The organism is Spirochaeta isovalerica (assembly GCF_014207565.1).
Taxonomy (GTDB): domain Bacteria; phylum Spirochaetota; class Spirochaetia; order DSM-2461; family DSM-2461; genus Spirochaeta_F; species Spirochaeta_F isovalerica.
In genome coordinates, this window is record NZ_JACHGJ010000002.1 from 45,460 (window position 1) to 64,682 (window position 19,223).

Annotated in this window: 22 protein-coding genes; 15 read left to right on the forward strand and 7 right to left on the reverse strand. The window is 49.8% G+C overall.

The features are described 5' to 3' along the window. The first annotated feature begins 62 nt into the window (after positions 1–62). Together HNR50_RS05080 and HNR50_RS05085 are read left to right on the forward strand one after the other, a co-directional pair. Entirely contained in the window at positions 63–668 is a 606-nt protein-coding gene (locus HNR50_RS05080; protein ID WP_184744553.1) for a hypothetical protein, read from the forward strand. Next, positions 661–1,113 carry an RNA polymerase sigma factor gene (locus HNR50_RS05085; protein WP_184744555.1) on the forward strand — a complete coding sequence of 151 codons (453 nt, stop codon included), beginning with the start codon at positions 661–663 and terminating at the stop codon, positions 1,111–1,113. The genes HNR50_RS05080 and HNR50_RS05085 overlap by 8 nt, the downstream gene beginning before the upstream one ends. Here the strand turns inward: HNR50_RS05085 and HNR50_RS05090 are convergent. The 4 genes from HNR50_RS05090 to HNR50_RS05105 all read right to left on the reverse strand — a co-directional run bounded on the left by HNR50_RS05090 (position 1,107) and on the right by HNR50_RS05105 (position 3,996). Next, complete coding sequence (locus HNR50_RS05090) at positions 1,107–1,517, reverse strand: hypothetical protein (protein WP_184744557.1); 411 nt, start codon at positions 1,515–1,517, stop codon at positions 1,107–1,109. The two genes, HNR50_RS05085 and HNR50_RS05090, sit on opposite strands and share 7 nt — an antisense overlap. Before the next feature lie 148 nt (positions 1,518–1,665). Beyond that, positions 1,666–2,937 (reverse strand): FAD-binding oxidoreductase, encoded by a 1,272-nt coding sequence (locus HNR50_RS05095; RefSeq protein WP_184744559.1) that lies wholly within the window; start codon positions 2,935–2,937, stop codon positions 1,666–1,668. Positions 2,938–2,948: 11 nt separating this feature from the next. Next, positions 2,949–3,476, reverse strand: a complete 528-nt coding sequence (locus HNR50_RS05100) for a hypothetical protein (protein ID WP_184744561.1) — start codon at positions 3,474–3,476, stop codon at positions 2,949–2,951. 22 nt (positions 3,477–3,498) lie between these two features. Beyond that, positions 3,499–3,996 (reverse strand): hypothetical protein, encoded by a 498-nt coding sequence (locus tag HNR50_RS05105; RefSeq protein WP_184744563.1) that lies wholly within the window; start codon positions 3,994–3,996, stop codon positions 3,499–3,501. 86 nt (positions 3,997–4,082) lie between these two features. On the opposite strand from HNR50_RS05105, the gene HNR50_RS05110 reads away from it, so the two are divergent. From HNR50_RS05110 to HNR50_RS05160, 11 genes are all read left to right on the forward strand, one after another. After that, positions 4,083–4,802 (forward strand): response regulator transcription factor, encoded by a 720-nt coding sequence (locus HNR50_RS05110; RefSeq protein ID WP_184744565.1) that lies wholly within the window; start codon positions 4,083–4,085, stop codon positions 4,800–4,802. Then, a complete protein-coding gene (locus HNR50_RS05115) occupies positions 4,799–6,073 on the forward strand; it encodes a HAMP domain-containing sensor histidine kinase (RefSeq protein WP_184744567.1) in 1,275 nt (424 codons plus the stop codon). Before HNR50_RS05110 ends, HNR50_RS05115 begins: the two co-directional genes overlap by 4 nt. Before the next feature lie 89 nt (positions 6,074–6,162). Next, on the forward strand, positions 6,163–6,804 hold the full coding sequence (locus tag HNR50_RS05120) for a TetR/AcrR family transcriptional regulator (RefSeq protein ID WP_343060104.1): 642 nt from the start codon (positions 6,163–6,165) through the stop codon (positions 6,802–6,804). After that, positions 6,801–7,673 (forward strand): HlyD family secretion protein, encoded by an 873-nt coding sequence (locus HNR50_RS05125; RefSeq protein WP_184744569.1) that lies wholly within the window; start codon positions 6,801–6,803, stop codon positions 7,671–7,673. The genes HNR50_RS05120 and HNR50_RS05125 overlap by 4 nt, the downstream gene beginning before the upstream one ends. After that, a complete protein-coding gene (locus HNR50_RS05130) occupies positions 7,660–8,604 on the forward strand; it encodes an ABC transporter ATP-binding protein (protein ID WP_184744570.1) in 945 nt (314 codons plus the stop codon). The genes HNR50_RS05125 and HNR50_RS05130 overlap by 14 nt, the downstream gene beginning before the upstream one ends. Beyond that, positions 8,594–9,319, forward strand: a complete 726-nt coding sequence (locus tag HNR50_RS05135) for an ABC transporter ATP-binding protein (protein WP_221439804.1) — start codon at positions 8,594–8,596, stop codon at positions 9,317–9,319. Before HNR50_RS05130 ends, HNR50_RS05135 begins: the two co-directional genes overlap by 11 nt. After that, positions 9,316–10,407 (forward strand): ABC transporter permease, encoded by a 1,092-nt coding sequence (locus HNR50_RS05140; RefSeq protein WP_184744574.1) that lies wholly within the window; start codon positions 9,316–9,318, stop codon positions 10,405–10,407. The genes HNR50_RS05135 and HNR50_RS05140 overlap by 4 nt, the downstream gene beginning before the upstream one ends. A gap of 8 nt (positions 10,408–10,415) precedes the next feature. After that, positions 10,416–11,525, forward strand: a complete 1,110-nt coding sequence (locus HNR50_RS05145) for an ABC transporter permease (protein WP_184744576.1) — start codon at positions 10,416–10,418, stop codon at positions 11,523–11,525. Positions 11,526–11,687: 162 nt separating this feature from the next. After that, a complete protein-coding gene (locus tag HNR50_RS05150; RefSeq protein WP_184744578.1) occupies positions 11,688–12,875 on the forward strand; it encodes an acetyl-CoA C-acetyltransferase in 1,188 nt (395 codons plus the stop codon). Then, a complete protein-coding gene (locus HNR50_RS05155) occupies positions 12,872–13,552 on the forward strand; it encodes a CoA transferase subunit A (RefSeq protein ID WP_184744580.1) in 681 nt (226 codons plus the stop codon). Before HNR50_RS05150 ends, HNR50_RS05155 begins: the two co-directional genes overlap by 4 nt. Before the next feature lies 1 nt (position 13,553). Beyond that, positions 13,554–14,219, forward strand: coding sequence for a 3-oxoacid CoA-transferase subunit B (locus HNR50_RS05160; protein WP_184744582.1), 666 nt, complete (start codon positions 13,554–13,556; stop codon positions 14,217–14,219). Between the two features lie 61 nt (positions 14,220–14,280). On the opposite strand, the gene HNR50_RS05165 is transcribed toward HNR50_RS05160, so the two are convergent. Continuing rightward, positions 14,281–14,988 carry a hypothetical protein gene (locus HNR50_RS05165; RefSeq protein WP_221439805.1) on the reverse strand — a complete coding sequence of 236 codons (708 nt, stop codon included), beginning with the start codon at positions 14,986–14,988 and terminating at the stop codon, positions 14,281–14,283. Further along, a complete protein-coding gene (locus HNR50_RS05170) occupies positions 14,975–15,412 on the reverse strand; it encodes a hypothetical protein (RefSeq protein ID WP_184744584.1) in 438 nt (145 codons plus the stop codon). Before HNR50_RS05170 ends, HNR50_RS05165 begins: the two co-directional genes overlap by 14 nt. 98 nt (positions 15,413–15,510) lie before the next feature. Between HNR50_RS05170 and HNR50_RS05175 the strand changes: the two genes are divergently transcribed. Next, positions 15,511–15,969, forward strand: a complete 459-nt coding sequence (locus HNR50_RS05175; RefSeq protein ID WP_184744586.1) for a ferritin family protein — start codon at positions 15,511–15,513, stop codon at positions 15,967–15,969. A 5-nt stretch (positions 15,970–15,974) separates the two neighbouring features. Here HNR50_RS05175 and HNR50_RS05180 read toward each other — a convergent pair whose 3' ends face one another. Next, positions 15,975–17,663 (reverse strand): hypothetical protein, encoded by a 1,689-nt coding sequence (locus HNR50_RS05180; RefSeq protein ID WP_221439806.1) that lies wholly within the window; start codon positions 17,661–17,663, stop codon positions 15,975–15,977. 192 nt (positions 17,664–17,855) lie between these two features. Here HNR50_RS05180 and HNR50_RS05185 point away from each other — a divergent pair, with 192 nt between their 5' ends. Further along, the gene (locus HNR50_RS05185; RefSeq protein WP_184744588.1) at positions 17,856–19,172 is read left to right on the forward strand and encodes an FAD-dependent oxidoreductase; all 1,317 of its coding nucleotides are present in this window, start codon (positions 17,856–17,858) and stop codon (positions 19,170–19,172) included. The last annotated feature ends 51 nt before the right edge of the window (positions 19,173–19,223 follow it).

Here is a 19,223-nt window from a genome sequence, read left to right on the forward strand (position 1 = left end):
TTTCCAACCTTTTTTCTCTTTATGTCACTAAAGAGTGTGCAAGAATGAAAAGAGAGGATGTTATGAAAAAGATAGAAGAGTATTTTGAGAACAGCGATGACAATAACCGGCAGATTCAGAAAGGTCTTAGAGAACTGGACCTCGACTCGCTCTACGACCTCTGTTCGGCGCTGGGAGCTAAAAAAGAGCTGATCATGCGCAATCTGTCAAAAAGAGTCGCCGGGGAGGTTGAGAACTATCTCAATGCCAATGAATCCAGAATCCCCGAACACGCGAAGACCCGGGCCTATTTCCGCTTTTCCCGGATTATGCTGGCTGTTGAACGAAGCAAATCCCCCCTGCCCGGCGATTTCCTGATGGATATTCTCGATTTTCAGAGTCTGGACGCCATCAGAAAATCAGTAATGACCCTTCACTATTACACAGTAACCGGAAACCTTGAAAAACTGGAAGAGCTGATCGGCGCGGTTGAGGATCCCCTTTTGGAAAAACAACTGGAAACGGTCCTCTACGGTTTTGATCCCATCAGAGGGGAAGACCGGATAAACCGTCTCCAAAGCCGGAGAAGGGAAGAGGAGGAGAGGAAAGCCGCTGTTCTGAAAGAGGGTATTCTTTCGATTCTATCGGAAGAAAGCGCCGAAATTCTGTACGGAAAGATGGATGTCTGAAGATCTGTATAAACAGGTTCTCAATTATGAAGGAAAAATTACCCGGTTTTTTCTGAGTAAACAATTGAGCCGCGAGGAGGTTGAGGATCTGAGCCAGGAAGTCCTGTGCCGGATTTATGAATCTCTTCACTCTTTTCGGGGCAGCTCGTCGCCGGGGACCTGGATCTATGCCATATGCCGCAATGTGCTCTTCGAATTCATGAGAAAACAGAACCGGATCCAGGTTCTGGGAGAGCGGGATATTCCGGTACCCGATAAAACCGAATATATCGATTTTACATCTCTGGTTGATAATCTTCCGGGATACTTGAAACCTGTTTACAGCAGACGGTTCCGGGAAAACCTGTCAATCCGGGAAATCGCCCGGGAATTGAATATGGCGGAAGGAACGGTCAAATACTATCTTTTCATAATAAAAAAATATTTGAGAAATATGGTTCAGTAGCCTACAGACCGGAGCCAGGTTTTCGCATCGTCCAGATCTTTGAAGTAGCGCTCTTCGCACAGGCGATCCGGGTCGGCTTTATAAATCGTATTGAATTGTTTTTCAGTTATCCCCGTACCGGCATCTTCTCTGTTTTCGTGGATTATGGCGATATGTGTGAGTCCCGATGCAATTCTCCACATGTGAAGTTCCTGAAGGAGGGGAATGGAGTCGGGCGTGTAGATTCCCTGGCCGTGGAGCCTTGCGATCATGGCCCAGGGCGACCCTGTCAGGTGTACCGTCACCTGTTCCCGGACGATCCGGTCGAATTCCTCAGCGGCTTCCAGATTCCAGGGCCCGTAGGCTTCGATAAAGAGGATTTTGTTTTCTACGGAAATTTCGTAATGACCATGAGCGGAATACATATTTTAAAATTAATCTATATTATGACAGCTATCAAGTTTTTTCGATGTTTTTCCCGGTTCAATAAAAGGCCAGGGAACTGTGATTGAGGCCAATCTTCAGCGGTATAAGCTTATCTGATTGCGCGGGGCTGAAAAGCCCCGCTATATTTCAGGCGAATGAAAAAGCTTCGAAGTGAATGGATGATTTTCTGACCCCCAGTTTTTTGAGGGAGTCGACAACGATGGACCGGACGCCCGGAGAGGAGCACAAGTAATAGGAATATCGCCTGTGGTCGCTTATCTCTTCCTTGAAAAAGGATTCGGAGAATCTCAATCCATCCTCATTATAGACCATCATATTGACCTGGACATTATCCATTGATGAGAGGATTGCTTCGATTTTTTCTCTTTCCGGGAGTTCGTTTCTGTCATTGACGGCCAGAAAGAGGCGGATCGGCCGTGTGTCTCCAGCGGCATGGAGTTCCTTCAGTATGCTAAGAATGGGAACCGTTCCAATGCCCGAAGCGATGAAACACAGAGCTTCTTCCCTTCCTGGCCGGAAGTTCCCGAAAGAGCCCCTCAGGGTGACAGAATCTCCGGGCTTCAGCGCTTTGAGATCACTCGTAAAATCACCCACGGCACGGATAGCCAGACTGACTTCTTCTCCGTCGCCGCTGCGGGAAGAGAGAAAGGAGAAGGGGTGCTCCTCTTTTCTGCCTTCGGCTCCCGTCGTTTCGAGAAAGGTGAACTGTCCGCTCCGGTAGGAGAATTTTCTTTCCGGCTGAAGGCGGATGGTGATAATCCCCTGTTTATCTTCAACAGATAGAACCCTGGATTCAGTCCGGAATAATTTCGTCCGGGAGAGAAGATAGGATCCTGAGGAGAAACCATAGAGCAGAAAATAAAGAAGGGCTGAAACCGGAGGCACTTCTACGAACAGTCCGGCTCCTGTAATGTGGATGATTATCAGCAATCCCAGTGCCAGAATGAAATAACCGTGCCACTGTTTGGACCGGTCATAATCCGGCTCTTTTCCTCTTGAAAAACGGTTTAAGAGATATGTTCTCAACCCTTTGAGTCCCGGGACGGGAATCCACAGTATGCCTCCTGCAAGCGTCAGGCCGAGCGCTGCCGCCAGTCCCAGAGTGACGGGATCGAGCTCGAAACCGATCGTCAGTTTAAAAATCGCATGATAGAGAACCGCCGCGACTATTCCCAGGGAGGAAAAAATATGGAATCTGATTCTTTGGTCATAGGGAATGACTTTCTGAAGCAGGGGAATCTTCGAGGACATCAGGACGTTGGCCAGAAGCCAGTGCACAGCTAATATGGATGCAGTAAAATTCAGAATATCCCAGGTCGTTGCTCCGAATTGCCCGCTGATGAACAAATAAATCTGCAATATGGGGAGCGCCAGATAAAACAGTATGAGTAAAAACATTTTATGCCTCCTTAAGCCCTGCGGTCGATCAGCCTGAAAACTTCGTTTATCCATTGCTGATGCATCTGGCGGGGATTCCCGCCTTTGTTTTTATTGAAGAGCGATGATAAGCCGGATTGTTCCCATATCGATGCCGATGATATGGCGTCGATTTTATCGGGATTGCTCTGCGCCGGTACGGTCTCCACTGTCAGGTCCTGTCTTCCCCGGTAGAGGCTGACGAGAATCAGCCTGGATTTGTCGGGACTGGAATCGATGAAATCGGAAAGATCGCGATTGATACCCGAAGAGACACCGGTGTTGATAACCACTAAGGCTATGTAATCCGATTGGTTGATCCCCTCTTTTACATCAAAGGCTTCGAACTGATAGCTGCTGTTCCTGTTACGGATCTCTTCTCCGAAAAATTGAAGGACATGTCTGTTGACCTGGCTCCTTCCCGAATAAATCACCGCAACTTTACCAGTTCCCGTTCCGGCAAAAACCGCGTGAGCGCTCAGCATGGCCGCTATCATTATTAAAATAAGTTTCTTTTTCATATCATTCTCCTCTCTCGGTAATTTAAAAAACAAGTTTTCCGACGATCGACAATCCCATGGTCGCAGCGCCCAGTTCTCCCAGTGCCTTGTGGGCGTCTCCCGGTGCGACGAAGGGGGCGATCATCATCATCGTTCCCCCGGCCAGACCCAGAATCATATGGATGCTGTTGGAATTCAGGCCGCTGCTCATATCGATATCCTTAATATGGGAAATGAAACCAAATCCTATGGTGGCCGCTGCCATGCCGGCGGACGTGTATCCCAGAGCCTGATGGAGACTCTCTCCTACCACCTCAGGGTTGAGCACTCCCGTGAGCAGCCCCAGAGCCACGGTGGAATATCCCAGAATATTGTGAACCGTAGCTGTTGGCGATGTGACATCGAAGCTGTCCAGGCTGCTGCCTTTAGCCGAAAACATAACAGCCCGGGAGTAATCCAGTTTGAGGACTTCCTGTGCCTGTGCTGCGGTGAGGGGCAGCAGAAATAGTGCTGTTAATATCGCAATTCTTATCTTTCTCATGACTTTAATATAGGATTCAGGAAGCTTTGAGTCTTTTCTCAAAGGTTAAAAGTTGTAACAAGTTGTAACTGAGAGATTGTGGTTATATGCTTAATGATGACATGAACAGTTATCAGAAACAGACACGAATACTAATGATTGACGATGATTCCAAACTCATCGATCTGCTTTCCCGATTATTCCCCCAGTACGGTATGGTTTTCAGTGGCGAAACCGATCCGCTGAAAGGGTTGGATCAGGTTAAAAACAATCCGCCGGACATTGTCGTCCTCGATGTTATGATGCCCGGTACTGACGGTTTTGAAGTGTGCCGCCGAATCCGCCGGGAGAGTAATCTTCCCATTATAATGCTTTCCGCCCGCGGCGAAGCCATGGACAGAATTGTCGGTCTGGAACTGGGGGCCGATGATTATATGAGCAAACCTTTTGAACCAAGGGAACTGATAACGAGGATTCAGGTTATTCTCAGGCGGGCTGCTCCCCCCTCTTTTAAAGAAAAAGCTCTTGTTTTCGGCAGGCTGGAAGTTCGTCCTGCTGAACGGGATGCCTATTTCTCCGGTAATCCCGCCGGTCTCTCCTCCATGGAGTATGAACTGCTTTTTTTCATGGCTTCCCGTCCCGGCAGGAAATTCAGCCGGGATGAATTGATGGCCCATCTGCAGGGGTTCGATTCCGATGCCTACAGCCGGTCCGTAGACATCACGATCAGCCGCTTAAGATCCAAATTGGGAGAAAGCGCCCGGGATGCCCGTCTGATCAAATCGGTCCACGGCTTCGGTTATGTTTTTACGGGAGTGGAAATTTGAAAGTTCATCCTATGCATTCCGTCTTTATAAAGCTTCTGGGAGCCTTTTCAGCCGCTTTTATTGTCATCCTTATCGCCTTGATGGCTTTGAGGTTTCTCACTGCCGCATCTCCTAATATGGAGATTTCCATCGATAAAGCCCGCGATTATGTGCAGTATCTGGTTTATGAAATCGGCAATCCTCCCGATCTGGATAAAGCTCGGGATATTTCCGCTTCCGCCGGTATTTCTATTGTCATTACGGGACCGGATCTCAAATGGTCCAGCCACGGAATCTATTTTAACGATGAAGATGATTTCCCATATTTTTTCCCCGATTGGCTGGACCGGCAGATCGTGATCGAATCGGGGAATTACAGTTTCCGATTTTCTGAATTTCACTCCGATCTGCCCCTTTCCCTGGCTTTCTGGATTATTATGGGTAGTGCCGTAGTTGTGGCGCTACTCGCTACTTATTTTATGGTGCGCCATTTGCTGAAGCCGCTGCGGGAAATGTACGGCGTGGCTCTGGAGCTGGGCAGAGCCAATTGGAAGGAGAGAGTTCATCCCAAAGGTAATGATGAGTTTGCCGTTCTGGGAAAGGCTCTCAATTCGATGGCCGATCAGATAGAGCGGCATATTCTGTCGATGCACGATCTGCTGGGGGCCATCAGCCATGAGTTGCGTTCTCCTCTGACCCGCATGAAAGTGGCTCTCGAATTCATAAATGATAAAAGCATAAGCGAATCCCTAAGCGAGGAGATCGATGTTCTGGACCGTCTGACCGGAGACCTCCTCGAACAGAGGAGATTGGCAGAAGGACAGGGTTTTCTGAACCGGGAAGATCTCTCTCTCCATTCCTGGCTGGATGGATTGTCCAAGTCCTATCTGCTGGAAGGCTTCCCGCTGACTATCCGTAAGGAGGGGCCGGACAGATTGGTCCGGCTGGACAGAAGCCGGATGGAACTGGCCGTGAGGAATCTGCTGGAAAATGCCAGAAAATATGCATCGGATTCTCCTGTAGATCTAACAGTTCATAGCAATGGGGCGGACGGGGGGTTTTATCTGGAAGTCGCCGATAGAGGCCCCGGTGTTCCTGAAGCCATGCTGGTCAGGCTGGGAGAGCCTTTTCTTCTGGGAGACAGGTCCCGCTCGGGCAGAAGAGACTCAGGCGGTTTCGGTCTGGGGCTAAGCATCGTTAAAGCGGTAGCGGAAGCCCACGGAGCGGTTTTTCTTCCTGAAAACAGAGCCGGGGGAGGGTTTTCTCTCAGACTTGTTTTCCCGGAATCATAAAACAACCTGTATATCCTCTTGACTTATCATTTTCTTTACTATTAAGTTTAACCATATGGTTAAACCCTTTGGTAACAGGGAGGAATGAAGTGAATGACACATCGAAAGAGGAGCTGATCCTCGAAGCGGCCATGGACGAATTTATCGCCCGCGGCTGGAGCGGCGCGCGGATGCAGTCCATAGCCGACCGCGCAGGGATCAACAAGACGCTGCTGCACTATTACTACAGGTCCAAAGAAAATCTCTACATAAAAATTGTGTCTCTGACCATGGAATCTTTTTTCGGATCGGTTCTGAAAAATATCTCCCGTACGAAGGATTTCAAAGATTTCCTTAAAACCTTTATCAACACATTGGTCGATGTCTCATCTGATAATCCGAGAATCCCCATGTTTATCATGCAGGAGCTTTCCAGAGGGGGGGAGGCTGTCCTCTCCATTCTCAATGATGTTCTGGGTAAGCATAATCCTCCGGTAACAGCTGTCATGCTTGAGAATATCAACCGGGCCATGGCAGAGGGGAAAATACGAAAGACCAGCCCCATCCAGCTGATTATGACGATGCTGGGTTCCTGTCTCTACTTTTCCATGGCGGAACCGGTGGTTATGAAAATCGGTGCGATGAACGGCCTGATGGATGGCTTTGACCGGAAAGCTTTTCTCGAGGAAAGAAAAAAAGAAATTTTCAACACGCTCTACAGAGGCCTGGAAAACCGGGAGGGAGAACAATGATCAAAAAAATGACTCTGCTTATATTCGGCATTCTTATATTATCCTGTACGGCTGCTGATGAAGAGGAAGTCTACATCGGGCGCATGGAGGCAGATACACTTGTCATCTCGGCGCAGGCGGCAGGAGAGCTTCTGGAACTTGCGGTCCGCGAAGGGGATCAGGTAGAAAAGGGGCAGATCATCGGGCGGATCGATTCGGAGGGTTTATCCATTCAGAAACGGCAGCAGCTGGCCGGACTGAATGCCCTGGCCAGCCAGAAGGAATCCGCTCTGCTTCAGATCGATCAGGCCCGGGTCCAGCTCAATCTCAACCGGGAAACTCTGGGTAAAACGGAAAAGCTCCTGTCTATGGGAGGCGCGGCCGAACAGAAACGGGATGAGCTGGCCACTCAGGTGAGCGTAGGCGAATCGAGCCTGCGGATTCTCCAGAGCCAGTATAATCTCATTCTGGCTCAGGAGGCGGAACTCTATGCGGGTATCGATATGACCGATCTGGCAATTGAGAAATCCTCTGTCGAAGCTCCCGTGTCCGGAACGATTCTGAACCGGTACCACAGTCCCGGAGAGCTGGTGGCAAGGGGAACGCCTCTTCTCGAAATGGCCGATCTCTCGGTTCTGGATCTCTACGTCTATCTGCCTCTGAGAAAGCTGACAGAAGTCAAGGTCGGACAGAGTGCTCATATCGAAGTCTCTGGAGCTTCGCAGACTTACAGCGGAACCTTATCGTGGATCGCTTCGGAAGGGGAGTTTACGCCTAAAACCATCCTGACAAAAGAAACCAGAGACACCCTAGTCTACGAAGTGAAAATCCGCGTGGAGAACCCCTCGGGCGAATTGAAAATCGGGATGCCGGCCGATGTCACATTCTGATGGTATGACGGTTCTGGAAGCCCGGGATTTCGTCAAGAACTACGGCGCTGTCAAAGCGGTCCGGGGTGTTTCCTTCTCTGTAAAGAAAGGGGAGATCTTCGGATTGATCGGGCCTGACGGCGGTGGAAAAACAAGCCTGATGCGCTCCTTTGTTTCTCTTCTGAAAATTGACGGGGGAGAGCTCTATTTCAAAGGCAGGTCCGTCCGGGAGAATCCCGATTTTGTTCGTCAGAATATCGGCTATATGCCTCAGCGGTTCAGCCTCTATCAGGATATGAGCGTCGCCGAGAATCTGCGTTTTTTTGCCGACCTGTTCAATGTCGACAGGGTTGTTGCAGAAAACCGGATCGAAGAACTATACGGCTTTTCCGGATTGAAGCCCTTTTCCAAGCGGAAGGCCGGAGCTCTGTCGGGGGGGATGAAGCAGAAACTCGCTCTATCGTGCATGCTCGTCCATTCTCCCGATGTGGTTATTCTCGATGAGCCGACTTTCGGGGTCGATCCCGTTTCCAGAAGCGAATTCTGGCAGATTCTAAGTAAGCTCAAAGAGGAGGGAACTTCCATTCTCGTCAGCACGGCCTATATGGATGAGGCTGATCTCTGTGATCGGGTCGGACTGATGTTCAACGGCAGGATCCTTGTCCACGACAGGCCTTCGGCTCTTCCGGGACGTTACCCCGGAAAACTCTATAGCTTATGCACCGATGATCCCCATCTGGTTCACGATGCCCTGGAGGAATCGGGTTTGTGCGGCGAGTGCAATCTCTTCGGCGAAGGAGTTCATCTCACCTTGTCGGAAGGTGTTGTGGAAAGTCAGATCAGGGAACTTCTGGAACTGAAATCTCTGGGTTTTGAATCCTTCGGTGCCATTGACTGTGGAATCGAGGATCTTTTCCTCCTTCTGATGAAAGGAGATGGCGATGAGCGTTGAAGTTGCAGGGCTCACAAAGATGTTCGGCGATTTTGCCGCAGTCGATCATGTCAGCTTCTCCGTTGAAAAAGGGGAAATCTTCGGGTTTCTCGGAGCCAACGGCGCCGGTAAGACGACCACCATAAGAATGCTCTGCGGCCTTCTGGAGCCAAGTGAAGGGACCGGGCGGGTAGCGGGGTTCGATATCAACCGGGAGTACAATAAAATAAAAAACCGCATAGGTTACATGAGCCAGAAGTTCAGTCTCTACAACGACCTGACAGCCTGGGAGAATATCGAATTTTACGGAGGGATATACGGGCTCAATGATAAAGAGATAAAAGAGAGGAGCTCCGAACTTTTTGCCATAATCGGACTTGAAGAGCTGAAGGACAAACTCACTTCATCGATCCCCATGGGGTGGAAACAGCGGCTGGCCCTCTGCGCCAGCCTGCTTCACGATCCGGATATTATCTTTCTCGACGAACCGACCAGCGGAGTCGATCCTGTGTCCAGGCGTAATTTCTGGAAGCTGATTTATCAGCTCTCCGATATGGGGAAGACCGTATTCGTCACCACCCATTACATGGATGAGGCGGAGTACTGCCATCGCCTGTCCATCATGAAACAGGGGCGGATTATCGAAATGGACAATCCCCGCAGCCTGAAAGAGAAATACGGAGTTAAAACCATGCAGGATGTTTTTCTGGCATCGGTCGGAAGGGGGGAGAATTGAAACGGTCATTTCTTTCCATTGTCCGCAAGGAACTCATACACATTTTCCGGGACAGGCAGAGCCTTTTTATGGTTCTGACCATGCCCCTGCTTATGCTTCTCCTCTACGGTTATGCCATCACCCTTGATATGAAAGCCATCGATATCATCGTAGCAGACCATTCGGCCAGTCCCGAAAGCAGGGAATTGATCCGTCACATAGAGGCGACGGATTTCTTCAAAGTCTCTGTTTATAAAGGCGGGGTCGCCCATATAGGAGAAATCTTTCAGAACCGCGAAGCCCAGTGCGTCCTTGAAATCCCCCGTGATTACGGAGAGACCATCCGGGCGGGTCTCCCCGTCCAGCTTCAGCTCTCCATCGATGCCAGTGATCCCAATGCGGCCAATTTCATACAGAATTATGTGAGCCGGGTGGCATCGCTGTCCTTCGCCGATCAGACAATGCTCTTTTCTCTGGAACCGCGGATTTTCTATAACCCCGACATGCGGTCGGCACCCTTTTTCATCCCGGGCCTGATCGCCTTGATCCTGCTTCTCATCTGCGCGCTCCTGACAAGCATCGCCATTGTCCGGGAGAAGGAGACGGGGACAATGGAGCAGCTTCTGGTCAGCCCGGTCAAACCGGTCCAGATAATTCTGGGCAAAGTTCTGCCTTATACTTTTCTGGGGTTTTTCGACGGGCTGATGATTCTGGTCGTGGGAAGCCTGCTTTTCCATGTGCCCATCCAGGGATCTGTTCTGCTCATTATGGCGATGATGCTCGTCTATGTCGTCACAGGACTCAGTCTGGGAATGCTCGTGTCCACCGTAGCGAAAACCCAGTCCGTGGCCATGCTGGCAGCCATTACCATGACCGTTCTCCCCTCCATGCTGATGAGCGGCTTTATCTTTCCCATTTCCAGCATGCCCCGCATATTTCAGCTGGTCAGCCGCATCATTCCGGCGACTTATTTTATCGAGATTATCCGTGGGATCGTCCTCAAGGGGAATGATCTTCATAATCTCTACAAACCGGCTTCCATTCTTCTGGGGCTGGATGCCGTCCTTATCGCCCTCAGCATCAGGGCCTTTAAGATAAGGCTGGAGTAGGAGAGTTTATGGGAAAAATCCGATCACTTGTCAAAAAAGAATTCCGGCAGATCCGTCGGACCAAAGCCTATTTCGCACTGATATTCGTCGCTCCCTTCATGCAGCTGCTCATAATGGGGTCGGCCATCACCAATGAAGTGAAAAATATCTCTCTGGTTATTGTCGATCAGGACAAAACACCAGCGAGCCGGGAAATCATCGACAAGTTCAGCGCCGTCGCCATTTTTGATTACCTGGGCGAAGCCCGGACCACCGAAGAGGCATCGCTGGCCCTCGATGACGGTCTGGCGAAAGCCGTCATCATCATTCCCCGGGACTTTGAACGGGATATGGAAAGAGGGCTTTCCCCTTCCCTTCAGGTTCTTATCGACGGGGTCGACGGCAACTCGGCGGGAATCAGCCTCGGTTACATCACCTCCATGGCTGCGGGAATTCAGAAAGGGTGGATGATGGCGGGACAGCTTCCGGTTTCCGGCGGTGTCCAGGTTATCCCCCGGTACTTCTACAACCCTGAGCTCGACAGCAAGCTCAACTTTGTTCCGGGACTCATAGGTCTGCTGCTCCTGATGATTACGACTATGCTTACGGCTATCAATATCGTCCGGGAGAAGGAACTGGGTACGCTGGAACAGCTGATGGTGACGCCTCTGGGCGGGACTCAGCTGATCATCGGGAAGATCATCCCCTTTACCATTCTGGGGCTTCTCCAGTTCACCATGGGGATTCTGGCGGCCCGGCTGGTCTTCGGTATCCCCGTCCAGGGAAGCATTCCCCTGCTATACGGGATGGTTCTTCTCTTTATCATGACTACGCTGGGGCTCGGGATTTTCTTCTCAACAGTCGCCAATACCCAGCAGCAGGCCATGTTTGTCGCCTGGTTTTCCATGATCTTCACATTGCTGCTTTCGGGATTCTTTGTCCCCATCAATAATATGCCGCGGTTCGTTCAGTATCTGACCTACCTCAACCCTTTGCGGTATTTCATTACGGTACTGCGGGAAATTTATCTGAAAGGGACTCCCTTCCGCGATCTCTGGCGGGAAGCTGTGATTCTGGGAGGAATGGGACTGACTCTCATTCTGGCCTCTTCAATGCGGTTTCATAAAAGGCTCAAGTGATAGCATTTATGTCAATTTATTCGGCTTGAAATTGTGAAATCTATCGATATTCTGTCTCAGATATACGGAAAGTGTAAAAAAACCATATCAAATAGATAAATTTTGACAGTGTGCTATTTCAAATTTGCCTGTACAATAATGGACGTTGGAGAAATTAAAAAAATGAATGAAATAGTTGTACTGGGAGCTCTGAGAACCCCGATCGGATCATTCGGCGGAACGCTGAAGGATGTATCGGCTGTTGAAATGGGAGCTCAGCTTATTAAAGCTCTTCTTGAAAAAACAGGGGTCGGCAAAGATAAAGTCGACGAAGTCATTATGGGGAACGTTCTCTCCGCCGGACTTGGCCAGAATGTGGCCCGTCAGATGGCTGTACGGGCTGGCCTGCCTGTGGAAATCCCCGCCATGACCCTTAATAAAGTATGCGGGTCCGGTCTGAGAACCGTGAGCCTTGCGGCGCAGATCATCAAGGCGGGAGACGCCGGGTGCATTATCTGCGGCGGCGCCGAAAACATGAGTCAGGCTCCTTATCTACTTCCCTCATCGCGGTGGGGGCAGAAAATGGGTAACGGGCAGATGATCGACTCCATGATCAACGATGCCCTCTGGGACTCTTTCAATGATTATCATATGGGAATAACAGCGGAAAACATCGCTGAACAATGGGGCATCTCCAGAGAAGAGCAGGACAACTTTGCTTTTCAGAGTCAGTCCAAAGCGGCGCAGGCGATCGAAGCCGGAGCTTTCAAAGAGGAAATCATGCCGGTTTCCATTCCCCAGAGAAAGGGCGATCCTTTAATTTTTGATACAGATGAATATCCCCGTTTGAGTCCGGTTGATAAGCTGGCCAAACTGAAACCCGCCTTTAAAAAGGACGGAACCGTAACAGCCGGTAATGCTTCGGGAATCAATGACGGAGCGGCCGTACTGATTATTGCCAGCCGGAAATGGGCGGAAGAGAACAATATCCCTGTTCTGGCGACAATCAAAGGTTACGGATCGGCGGGACTCGATCCTTCCATTATGGGATACGGTCCGGTCCCCTCATCGAAAAAAGCTCTGGAAGCCGCTGAATGGACAGTAGAGAATCTGGATCTGATCGAAGCCAATGAAGCTTTTGCTGCCCAGTCTCTCGCTGTTGTCCGGGATCTGAAACTGGATCCGGCTAAAGTGAATGTCAACGGAGGCGCTATTGCCCTGGGTCATCCCGTCGGATGCTCGGGTGCGCGGATCCTCACGACGCTGATATATGCCATGAAGCAGAAAAAAGCACGCAAAGGACTGGCCACTCTCTGTATCGGAGGGGGCATGGGTACGGCCCTCTGTATAGAGATGGAGGACCGGTCATGAAGGAAAAACCGATCATTACCGCCGAAGAGGCCATAGCCATGATAAAGGACGGCGATACACTTATGGTTTCGGGGTTTATGGGCGTCGGCACTCCTGCGGGACTGATGAAAGCTCTTGGAGAAAGCGGTAGAAAAGATTTGACTCTGATCTGCAGCGACAACGGACTCTTTCTGGGAGACGAAAGCGCGGCTACCGGTGTCGCCCCCAATGTGCTGAAGAAGCAGTTTAAAAAATATATTGCCAGCCATATCGGACTGAATAAGGAAACCCAGCGGCAGATGCTCTCCGGTGAAGCGGAGGTGGAGCTTGTTCCCCAGGGAACGCTGGCTGAAAGGATCCGTTCCGGCGGTACGGGGCTCGGCGGCTTTCTCACGCCCACCGGCGTGGGAACGGCTGTTCAGGAGGGAAAACAGGTCATTAACGTGGAAGGAAAGGATTACCTTCTTGAACTGCCCCTGAAAAGCGATTACACCCTCATCCGCGCAGCCAAAGCCGATAAAGCGGGCAATCTCACCTATTCGGCTTCTGCCAGAAATTTCGCGCCTCTGATGGCCATGGCCGGAGAGACTGTCATAGTAGAAGCAGATGAAATCGTCGAAATCGGAACCCTCGATCCCGAAACCGTTGTCACACCGGGAATCTTTGTTCATTACATCGTGCAGAGAGGGGAGGCATAATATGTTCGAATACAAAGAAGATAAAACCAAAATAGCCAAAAGAATCGCCAGAATTTTTAAAGACGGCGACTATGTCAATCTGGGTATCGGCCTCCCGACTCTCGTGGGTAATTATGTTCCGGAGGATGTTCATATCGTCCTGCAGTCGGAAAACGGGTTTCTGGGACTGGGTGAAGCACCGGGCGAAGAGAATTTTAATCCCGATATTGTCAATGCCGGCGGCGTTCCCTGCACTATCATTGAAGGGGCCTGTTTTTTCGATTCCGCAACATCCTTCGGCATTATCCGGGGCGGACATCTGGATTACACTGTGCTCGGCGTACTTGAGGCTGACCAGGAGGGGAATCTGGCCAACTACATGATTCCCGGCAAAATGGTACCGGGGATGGGCGGGGCCATGGACCTTCTGACAGGTGCCAAAAAAGTCATCGCCGCCACTGTCCACTTCGATAAAAAAGGAAATTCAAAGATGGTCCACTCCTGCTCTCTTCCTCTGACGGCAAAAGGAGAGGTGGATATTATCGTAACGGACCTGGGAATGTTCGAAGTGAAAGAGGGTAACTTTATTCTCAAGGAATATTTCGCACCGGCTACACCCGAATGGATTGTCGAAAATACCCGGGGGAATATCGTCATCGACCCCGAATGCCGGGAATTCAAGTTCTGATTCCATTCCGGAACCGGTGAAATTCTGCTAATAGGTCGTAGCCGAAATAGTATAGGTGAGGTCAGGGCCTGAGCAGAAAAGGCGTGATTGAATACCCGGTCCAGAAAAGGGGAAAGAGATTGAGCAGGAAGTGCGGTATGAAGGTATAAAGCATATTTCCGCTCTTTCTCCAGACGACAATATGCAGATAGCCCGAAAGCGATGTCGCTGCAATAAAAATAACTCCCAGCGTGTTTTCCGCGCTGACCGTGTGGAGAAACCGTCCCCAGTAGAGGGCGTGAATCATACCCACAAAAAAGGAGAAGAGAATCAATCCCGCGGCCCTTTTCAGGTAGCGCCCGGCCCGGGTCGATTTTTCTTTTCCCTGTAAATCCCAGGAATCGAAAATATAGATCCAGAGAAGCTGCTCCGAAGATGCATTGGCGACAGTCCAGACTATACCTGTAAACAATATCCCCCCGAGCGCGGCATCTTTGGTTTCGATCCTGCCTGCATAGGCTATTATCAAAGTTATAATAATCACTGACACATTGATATAAAACCAGAAGGGAGGGGCATTCGGTTTCTTCAGAGTATAGCCCGATCCGCCTCTTCTCCAGAAGCTGAGCCCCCATGCAGCCCCGTAATAGAGCAGCATAGGCAGGAGGGCTCCTGTTCTGGACAGGAGAAATCCCGCCGCGGCAGGGAAGAGAAGAGCTATTGCCGCAGAGAGAAACAGGTCTGTTTTTCCAGGGTGAAAACGATCGGGGGATATATTATTTCGTGACAAAATACACCGCCAGCGCTATGGCGAAAATGGCTATGAATCCGGCAATCATTTTAGCCAGTGTTCGCGAATATCCCGCCGGATCAATTCCCTCTTCTTTATCCATTTTTTTCAGCTTCGGGTAAAGCTGGGTAAAGAACGTGCTGATGGAAAAAATCAGAGCGATGACGCTGAAAACTTTCGTTTCCGCCGGACCTGTAATAACAATGCCGATCAGGAGAACGACAAAGATCAGTTTCGTTCCGGCGACCCAGTTAATCAGGTAGTCGACAAACTGTCTGATCTCCGGATCCTGCCGCGTTTTTTCATAAGCCTTGAAAACACCGACGGCATTTCCCATCCTGGAGCCGGGCATTTTGTAAAGAAGAATGATATTCAAAGTTTCTATAAAGGAAAAAGCTAACAAAACTACAGATAAAATTACCATAAAAAACCTCTAATCCCTATATTAAGGGTATAATGCAGGAAAATCTATATCTGGATTTTTTTATGAGATGAAACATAATTTAAAGCAGGAGATTGAATATGAAAGAAATAATCGTTGAAGAAATCCTCAATTATTCCAAAAAAATTGAGCTTGAATCCTATAGTTTCTATAAAGAGAGCGCCGCAGTGCTCAAAGAAGAAAATCTTCATGATCTGGCTGAAGAGCTGGCGGAAGAAGAGATGGGGCATTACAACAGACTGAATCAGCTTCTTGAGGGGATAAAAGCGTCGGAAGAGGAGATGAACACACGGGTTCAGATTGCCAAGGCCCATTACGAAACGCTGGTCGCCACCAGACAGATGCCCGATGATCCGTCTGTCGCCGATATTCTGGAAATCGCCTATCAGAGAGAGGTGGATACTAAAGCGGTTTACACTTCGCTTTCAACCATTACCAATCTTTCGGATGAAATTATCAGGGTTTTTACAGATCTTATGAATCAGGAAGAAGGGCATGCCAGCAGAATCAAAGGCCTGATGAAAAAACACCAGGCTTAAGCTGTTTAGTAGAACCGGTTTGAACCCGGTTCTGTCGATTCGCCCCTTCCGTTCAGGCTGTGGCGGATACTCCCGTATCCCCTGGAAAAAGTGGTTATATGCTTGATAACGACTCCATCGGATTCGGGAGATTCCACAGCATTTTCCAGATGAACATTTTTATCGCTGTTATTCTTGATTCCCAGAAAAGCATATATTCCCAACCCGTAAGCCCGGTGTTCCTTAACGCCATCGGCTACCTTGTAGGACGCATAGCCGCGGTGTCCGTCCGGAGCAGTCCAGTCCGACTGGGTCGGAGGATCGTAGGGGAGTTCCGATTGGTAGAAAACGGTTGTCCCTCTCTCTCCGCACCATAAAGTCTGATACTCCTGGAAGTGTTCGTTGAAAAGACCGTAGGCCGAGACGTCATTACCCTTAACGAGCAGACCGACCCGGCAGGTATTTCCCTTCCAGTCTACGCCGGCTCCGTGATCAGCTCTCCAGAGCCATAAATGATCGAGAATGGCGTGGTGGCTGTTCACCTCCATGCAAATATCCGCTTTTCCCGGAGCGGCTCCTCCGATCCGGCAGAAAATATCGTGAATCGAAACGGGGTTGTCCCGATTGTCTCTTCTGTTGTCCTTTTCTCCAATCCGGACCAGAACCGGAGATTCCACCGGACCGGCATCAACGAGTAGTCCGGCGATAATTATGCCCGGCTCATCAGCTGTTTCCAGAGCCGCATCACCTTTCATGGGAATCAGAGTGGCCATTCCCAGCCCCAGAACCACCGTTCCGGGACGGGTCACCCTTATTGGTTCTGTGAGTCTGTAAATGCCGGGAGTCAGGATGATAGATAGTCCTTCTTTCAAAGCCTCATTAATCTGTTTTGCTGAATGCTGTTCCGGAAAAGCGATAAAACAGCGCTTAAGGTCAATCCATTCACCTTTCTCTTCATTCCCGTTCCAGGAAACGCCGGCGCATTGCCTATTCAAAGCCGGCACGAAAATACCTGTTTCTCCCTCTTTGGAATATGCCAGAAAAGGTTTCTCCCGGAAGAGCGGAACGCTGGCGAGCGTGGTCGTCGGCTCATCGGGCCAGTTTTCCTCCGGCGCTCCTTCGACTCCCAGAAATGTCCGGTTCCATTCTCCGCCGTACCATCCTCCCACCCGGGAGTTCATGGTAAACCACTGCTGGCCCGTTCGGGTCCCCGCTTTTCCCTCAACAGCGGAATTGCCCAGATAGCCGCCGCTGGCCCAACCATTCTGATCGAAAATCAAATCTCCTTTTACGTGCATTCTTCTATAGGGCGCCGCCTGGGAAACGGCCCATATAACAGGTTCCGTTTTCTCAGCCGGCTCGACTGTCATGTTTTCCGCAGCCCGCCAGAACATAATCGTTACATTATTGTTCGCTGTCGTCGTAATCGACTGGACCGATCCTTTAAGGGTGACTTCGCCGGGAACTCTTCCGAGACCGGCTGCCTGTATGTAGTAGTCGACGGTCAGATCCAGATTGTAAACGCCCGGTTTCAGAAGGATAGCAAACCTCTCTTCGCTGAACTCATCGTGTTTCATCTTTTCGTGAAGACTGTTTATTATGTTCTGCATTTGCTCTCTGTTCATGGTTTCATCAAAAATCAGAACTCTGTCACCCAGTACAGGATGGAGAAATGTTCCGGGAATGCTCAGAGCTTCGCTATCGCTTCTTTTCATATGCTTGTTCCTTATGTTTGCGTTATCATTCCATTTTTTCCTGTTTTTTACAATTGGATAAATCAATCTTTATCTATTGCTTTATTTGAACCTAAGGTGTATAGTCTCAACTAATAAGAAGCGTGCATATGCAAATTAAGAAGGTTTGTGAGAGAGATTCATGAGTGCTTTTTTATTATAAGGAGTTAAATCATGATAAAACACGAAATAATTGTTATCGGGGGTGGTCCCGCCGGAATCACTCTGGCAAAAATGCTTGGCAAGAGAGTCGCAGTCGTCAGACCGGAAAAAGCCAGTATGATCTACTGTGCCTTACCTTATGCCATCGAGGGGATCATATCCCACGGCGATACTTTGAAGAGCGACAATCTTGTAACCGGATCGGGTGCGTCTCTCATCAGAGACACAGTTGCAGAGGTCGATTGGGATAATAAAATCCTCAGAATGGAGTCCGGTGAAGAATATGGATATGAAAAACTGATCATCGCAACGGGAGCCGTTCCCTTCATTCCTCCCATTCCCGGAAGAGACCTGAAAGGAGTCATGGGGTTCAAAACGGAAAAGGATCTGGCTGTCGTTAATCATATTGTCAGTACCGGACTGGACCGCGCGGTCGTTGTCGGAGCCGGGGCAATCGGTATCGAGCTGGCGCAGGCTCTGAATCACAGAGGTGTGGAAGTGGAGCTGGTTGACCTTGAAGATTCGGTTCTTCCCAATCTTATAGATAGGGATATGCAGGACCTTCTCTACAAGGAGCTCGACGGACAGGGGGTCAAAATCCATCTGGGCGTAAAGGTTACGGAAGTGAAGGGGACCGAAGAAGCGGAAGGTGTCATTCTTGATAATGGCGATGTTCTGCCGGCAACGCTGGTCGTCTTTGCCGTCGGAGCCGTTGCGGAAGTGAGCCTTTTTAAGGACACGGCCCTGAAAATGGACAGAGGCGGTATCATCGTCAATGATAAAATGGAAACCAATCTGGATAATGTGTATGCCGTGGGAGACTGTACGCAGTTTACCAGCGGGATTACCGGCGAAGTGACTCCGGGTAAACTGGCGACAAATGCCGTTCCCATGGCAAAAGTTCTGGGATTCAACTTAAAGGGACAGGACCGCCGTTATCCCGGTTTCTTCAACGGGGCGGCAACCAAAGTTGGCACCTTTTTCGTCGGAGGAACGGGGTTAAGTGAAAAAGCGGCTCTTAAAGCCGGTTTCGATGTGGTTTCGGGTTACAGCGCAGTCACAACCAAATTTCCTATCATTCCCGGAGCAGAAAACAAACAGATGAAACTCGTTGCCGACAGGAAAACCCATAGAGTCCTGGGAGCTCAGATTATCAGCAAAGAGCCGGTTGTCGGGCGTATCGATCTTTTAACATATGCCATTCAGAAAGAATCGACAGTGGAGGACCTCTCTGCTTTGAGCTATGCTTCACAGCCCCATCAGTCTTTCTATCCGGCTGCCAATATAGTCGTGCTTGCCGCTGAAGATATCAGAAAAAAACTGGCTTGAGGGCAAATAGATAAGGGGGGAGAGACTCCTCCCTTTTTCAGGTCTATAATA

What these genes read in the sequence shown, in the direction of transcription:
- HNR50_RS05095 (WP_184744559.1), bottom strand. Translation starts at nt 2,937, where the DNA reads ATGTTTTTACTCATACTGTTTTATCTGGCGCTCCCCATATTGCAGATT.
- HNR50_RS05110 (WP_184744565.1), top strand. Translation starts at nt 4,083, where the DNA reads ATGCTTAATGATGACATGAACAGTTATCAGAAACAGACACGAATACTA.
- HNR50_RS05125 (WP_184744569.1), top strand. Translation starts at nt 6,801, where the DNA reads ATGATCAAAAAAATGACTCTGCTTATATTCGGCATTCTTATATTATCC.
- HNR50_RS05105 (WP_184744563.1), bottom strand. Translation starts at nt 3,996, where the DNA reads ATGAGAAAGATAAGAATTGCGATATTAACAGCACTATTTCTGCTGCCC.
- HNR50_RS05130 (WP_184744570.1), top strand. Translation starts at nt 7,660, where the DNA reads ATGTCACATTCTGATGGTATGACGGTTCTGGAAGCCCGGGATTTCGTC.
- HNR50_RS05080 (WP_184744553.1), top strand. Translation starts at nt 63, where the DNA reads ATGAAAAAGATAGAAGAGTATTTTGAGAACAGCGATGACAATAACCGG.
- HNR50_RS05170 (WP_184744584.1), bottom strand. Translation starts at nt 15,412, where the DNA reads ATGGTAATTTTATCTGTAGTTTTGTTAGCTTTTTCCTTTATAGAAACT.
- HNR50_RS05085 (WP_184744555.1), top strand. Translation starts at nt 661, where the DNA reads ATGTCTGAAGATCTGTATAAACAGGTTCTCAATTATGAAGGAAAAATT.
- HNR50_RS05150 (WP_184744578.1), top strand. Translation starts at nt 11,688, where the DNA reads ATGAATGAAATAGTTGTACTGGGAGCTCTGAGAACCCCGATCGGATCA.
- HNR50_RS05155 (WP_184744580.1), top strand. Translation starts at nt 12,872, where the DNA reads ATGAAGGAAAAACCGATCATTACCGCCGAAGAGGCCATAGCCATGATA.
- HNR50_RS05185 (WP_184744588.1), top strand. Translation starts at nt 17,856, where the DNA reads ATGATAAAACACGAAATAATTGTTATCGGGGGTGGTCCCGCCGGAATC.
- HNR50_RS05180 (WP_221439806.1), bottom strand. Translation starts at nt 17,663, where the DNA reads ATGAAAAGAAGCGATAGCGAAGCTCTGAGCATTCCCGGAACATTTCTC.
- HNR50_RS05090 (WP_184744557.1), bottom strand. Translation starts at nt 1,517, where the DNA reads ATGTATTCCGCTCATGGTCATTACGAAATTTCCGTAGAAAACAAAATC.
- HNR50_RS05135 (WP_221439804.1), top strand. Translation starts at nt 8,594, where the DNA reads ATGAGCGTTGAAGTTGCAGGGCTCACAAAGATGTTCGGCGATTTTGCC.
- HNR50_RS05100 (WP_184744561.1), bottom strand. Translation starts at nt 3,476, where the DNA reads ATGAAAAAGAAACTTATTTTAATAATGATAGCGGCCATGCTGAGCGCT.
- HNR50_RS05145 (WP_184744576.1), top strand. Translation starts at nt 10,416, where the DNA reads ATGGGAAAAATCCGATCACTTGTCAAAAAAGAATTCCGGCAGATCCGT.
- HNR50_RS05175 (WP_184744586.1), top strand. Translation starts at nt 15,511, where the DNA reads ATGAAAGAAATAATCGTTGAAGAAATCCTCAATTATTCCAAAAAAATT.
- HNR50_RS05160 (WP_184744582.1), top strand. Translation starts at nt 13,554, where the DNA reads ATGTTCGAATACAAAGAAGATAAAACCAAAATAGCCAAAAGAATCGCC.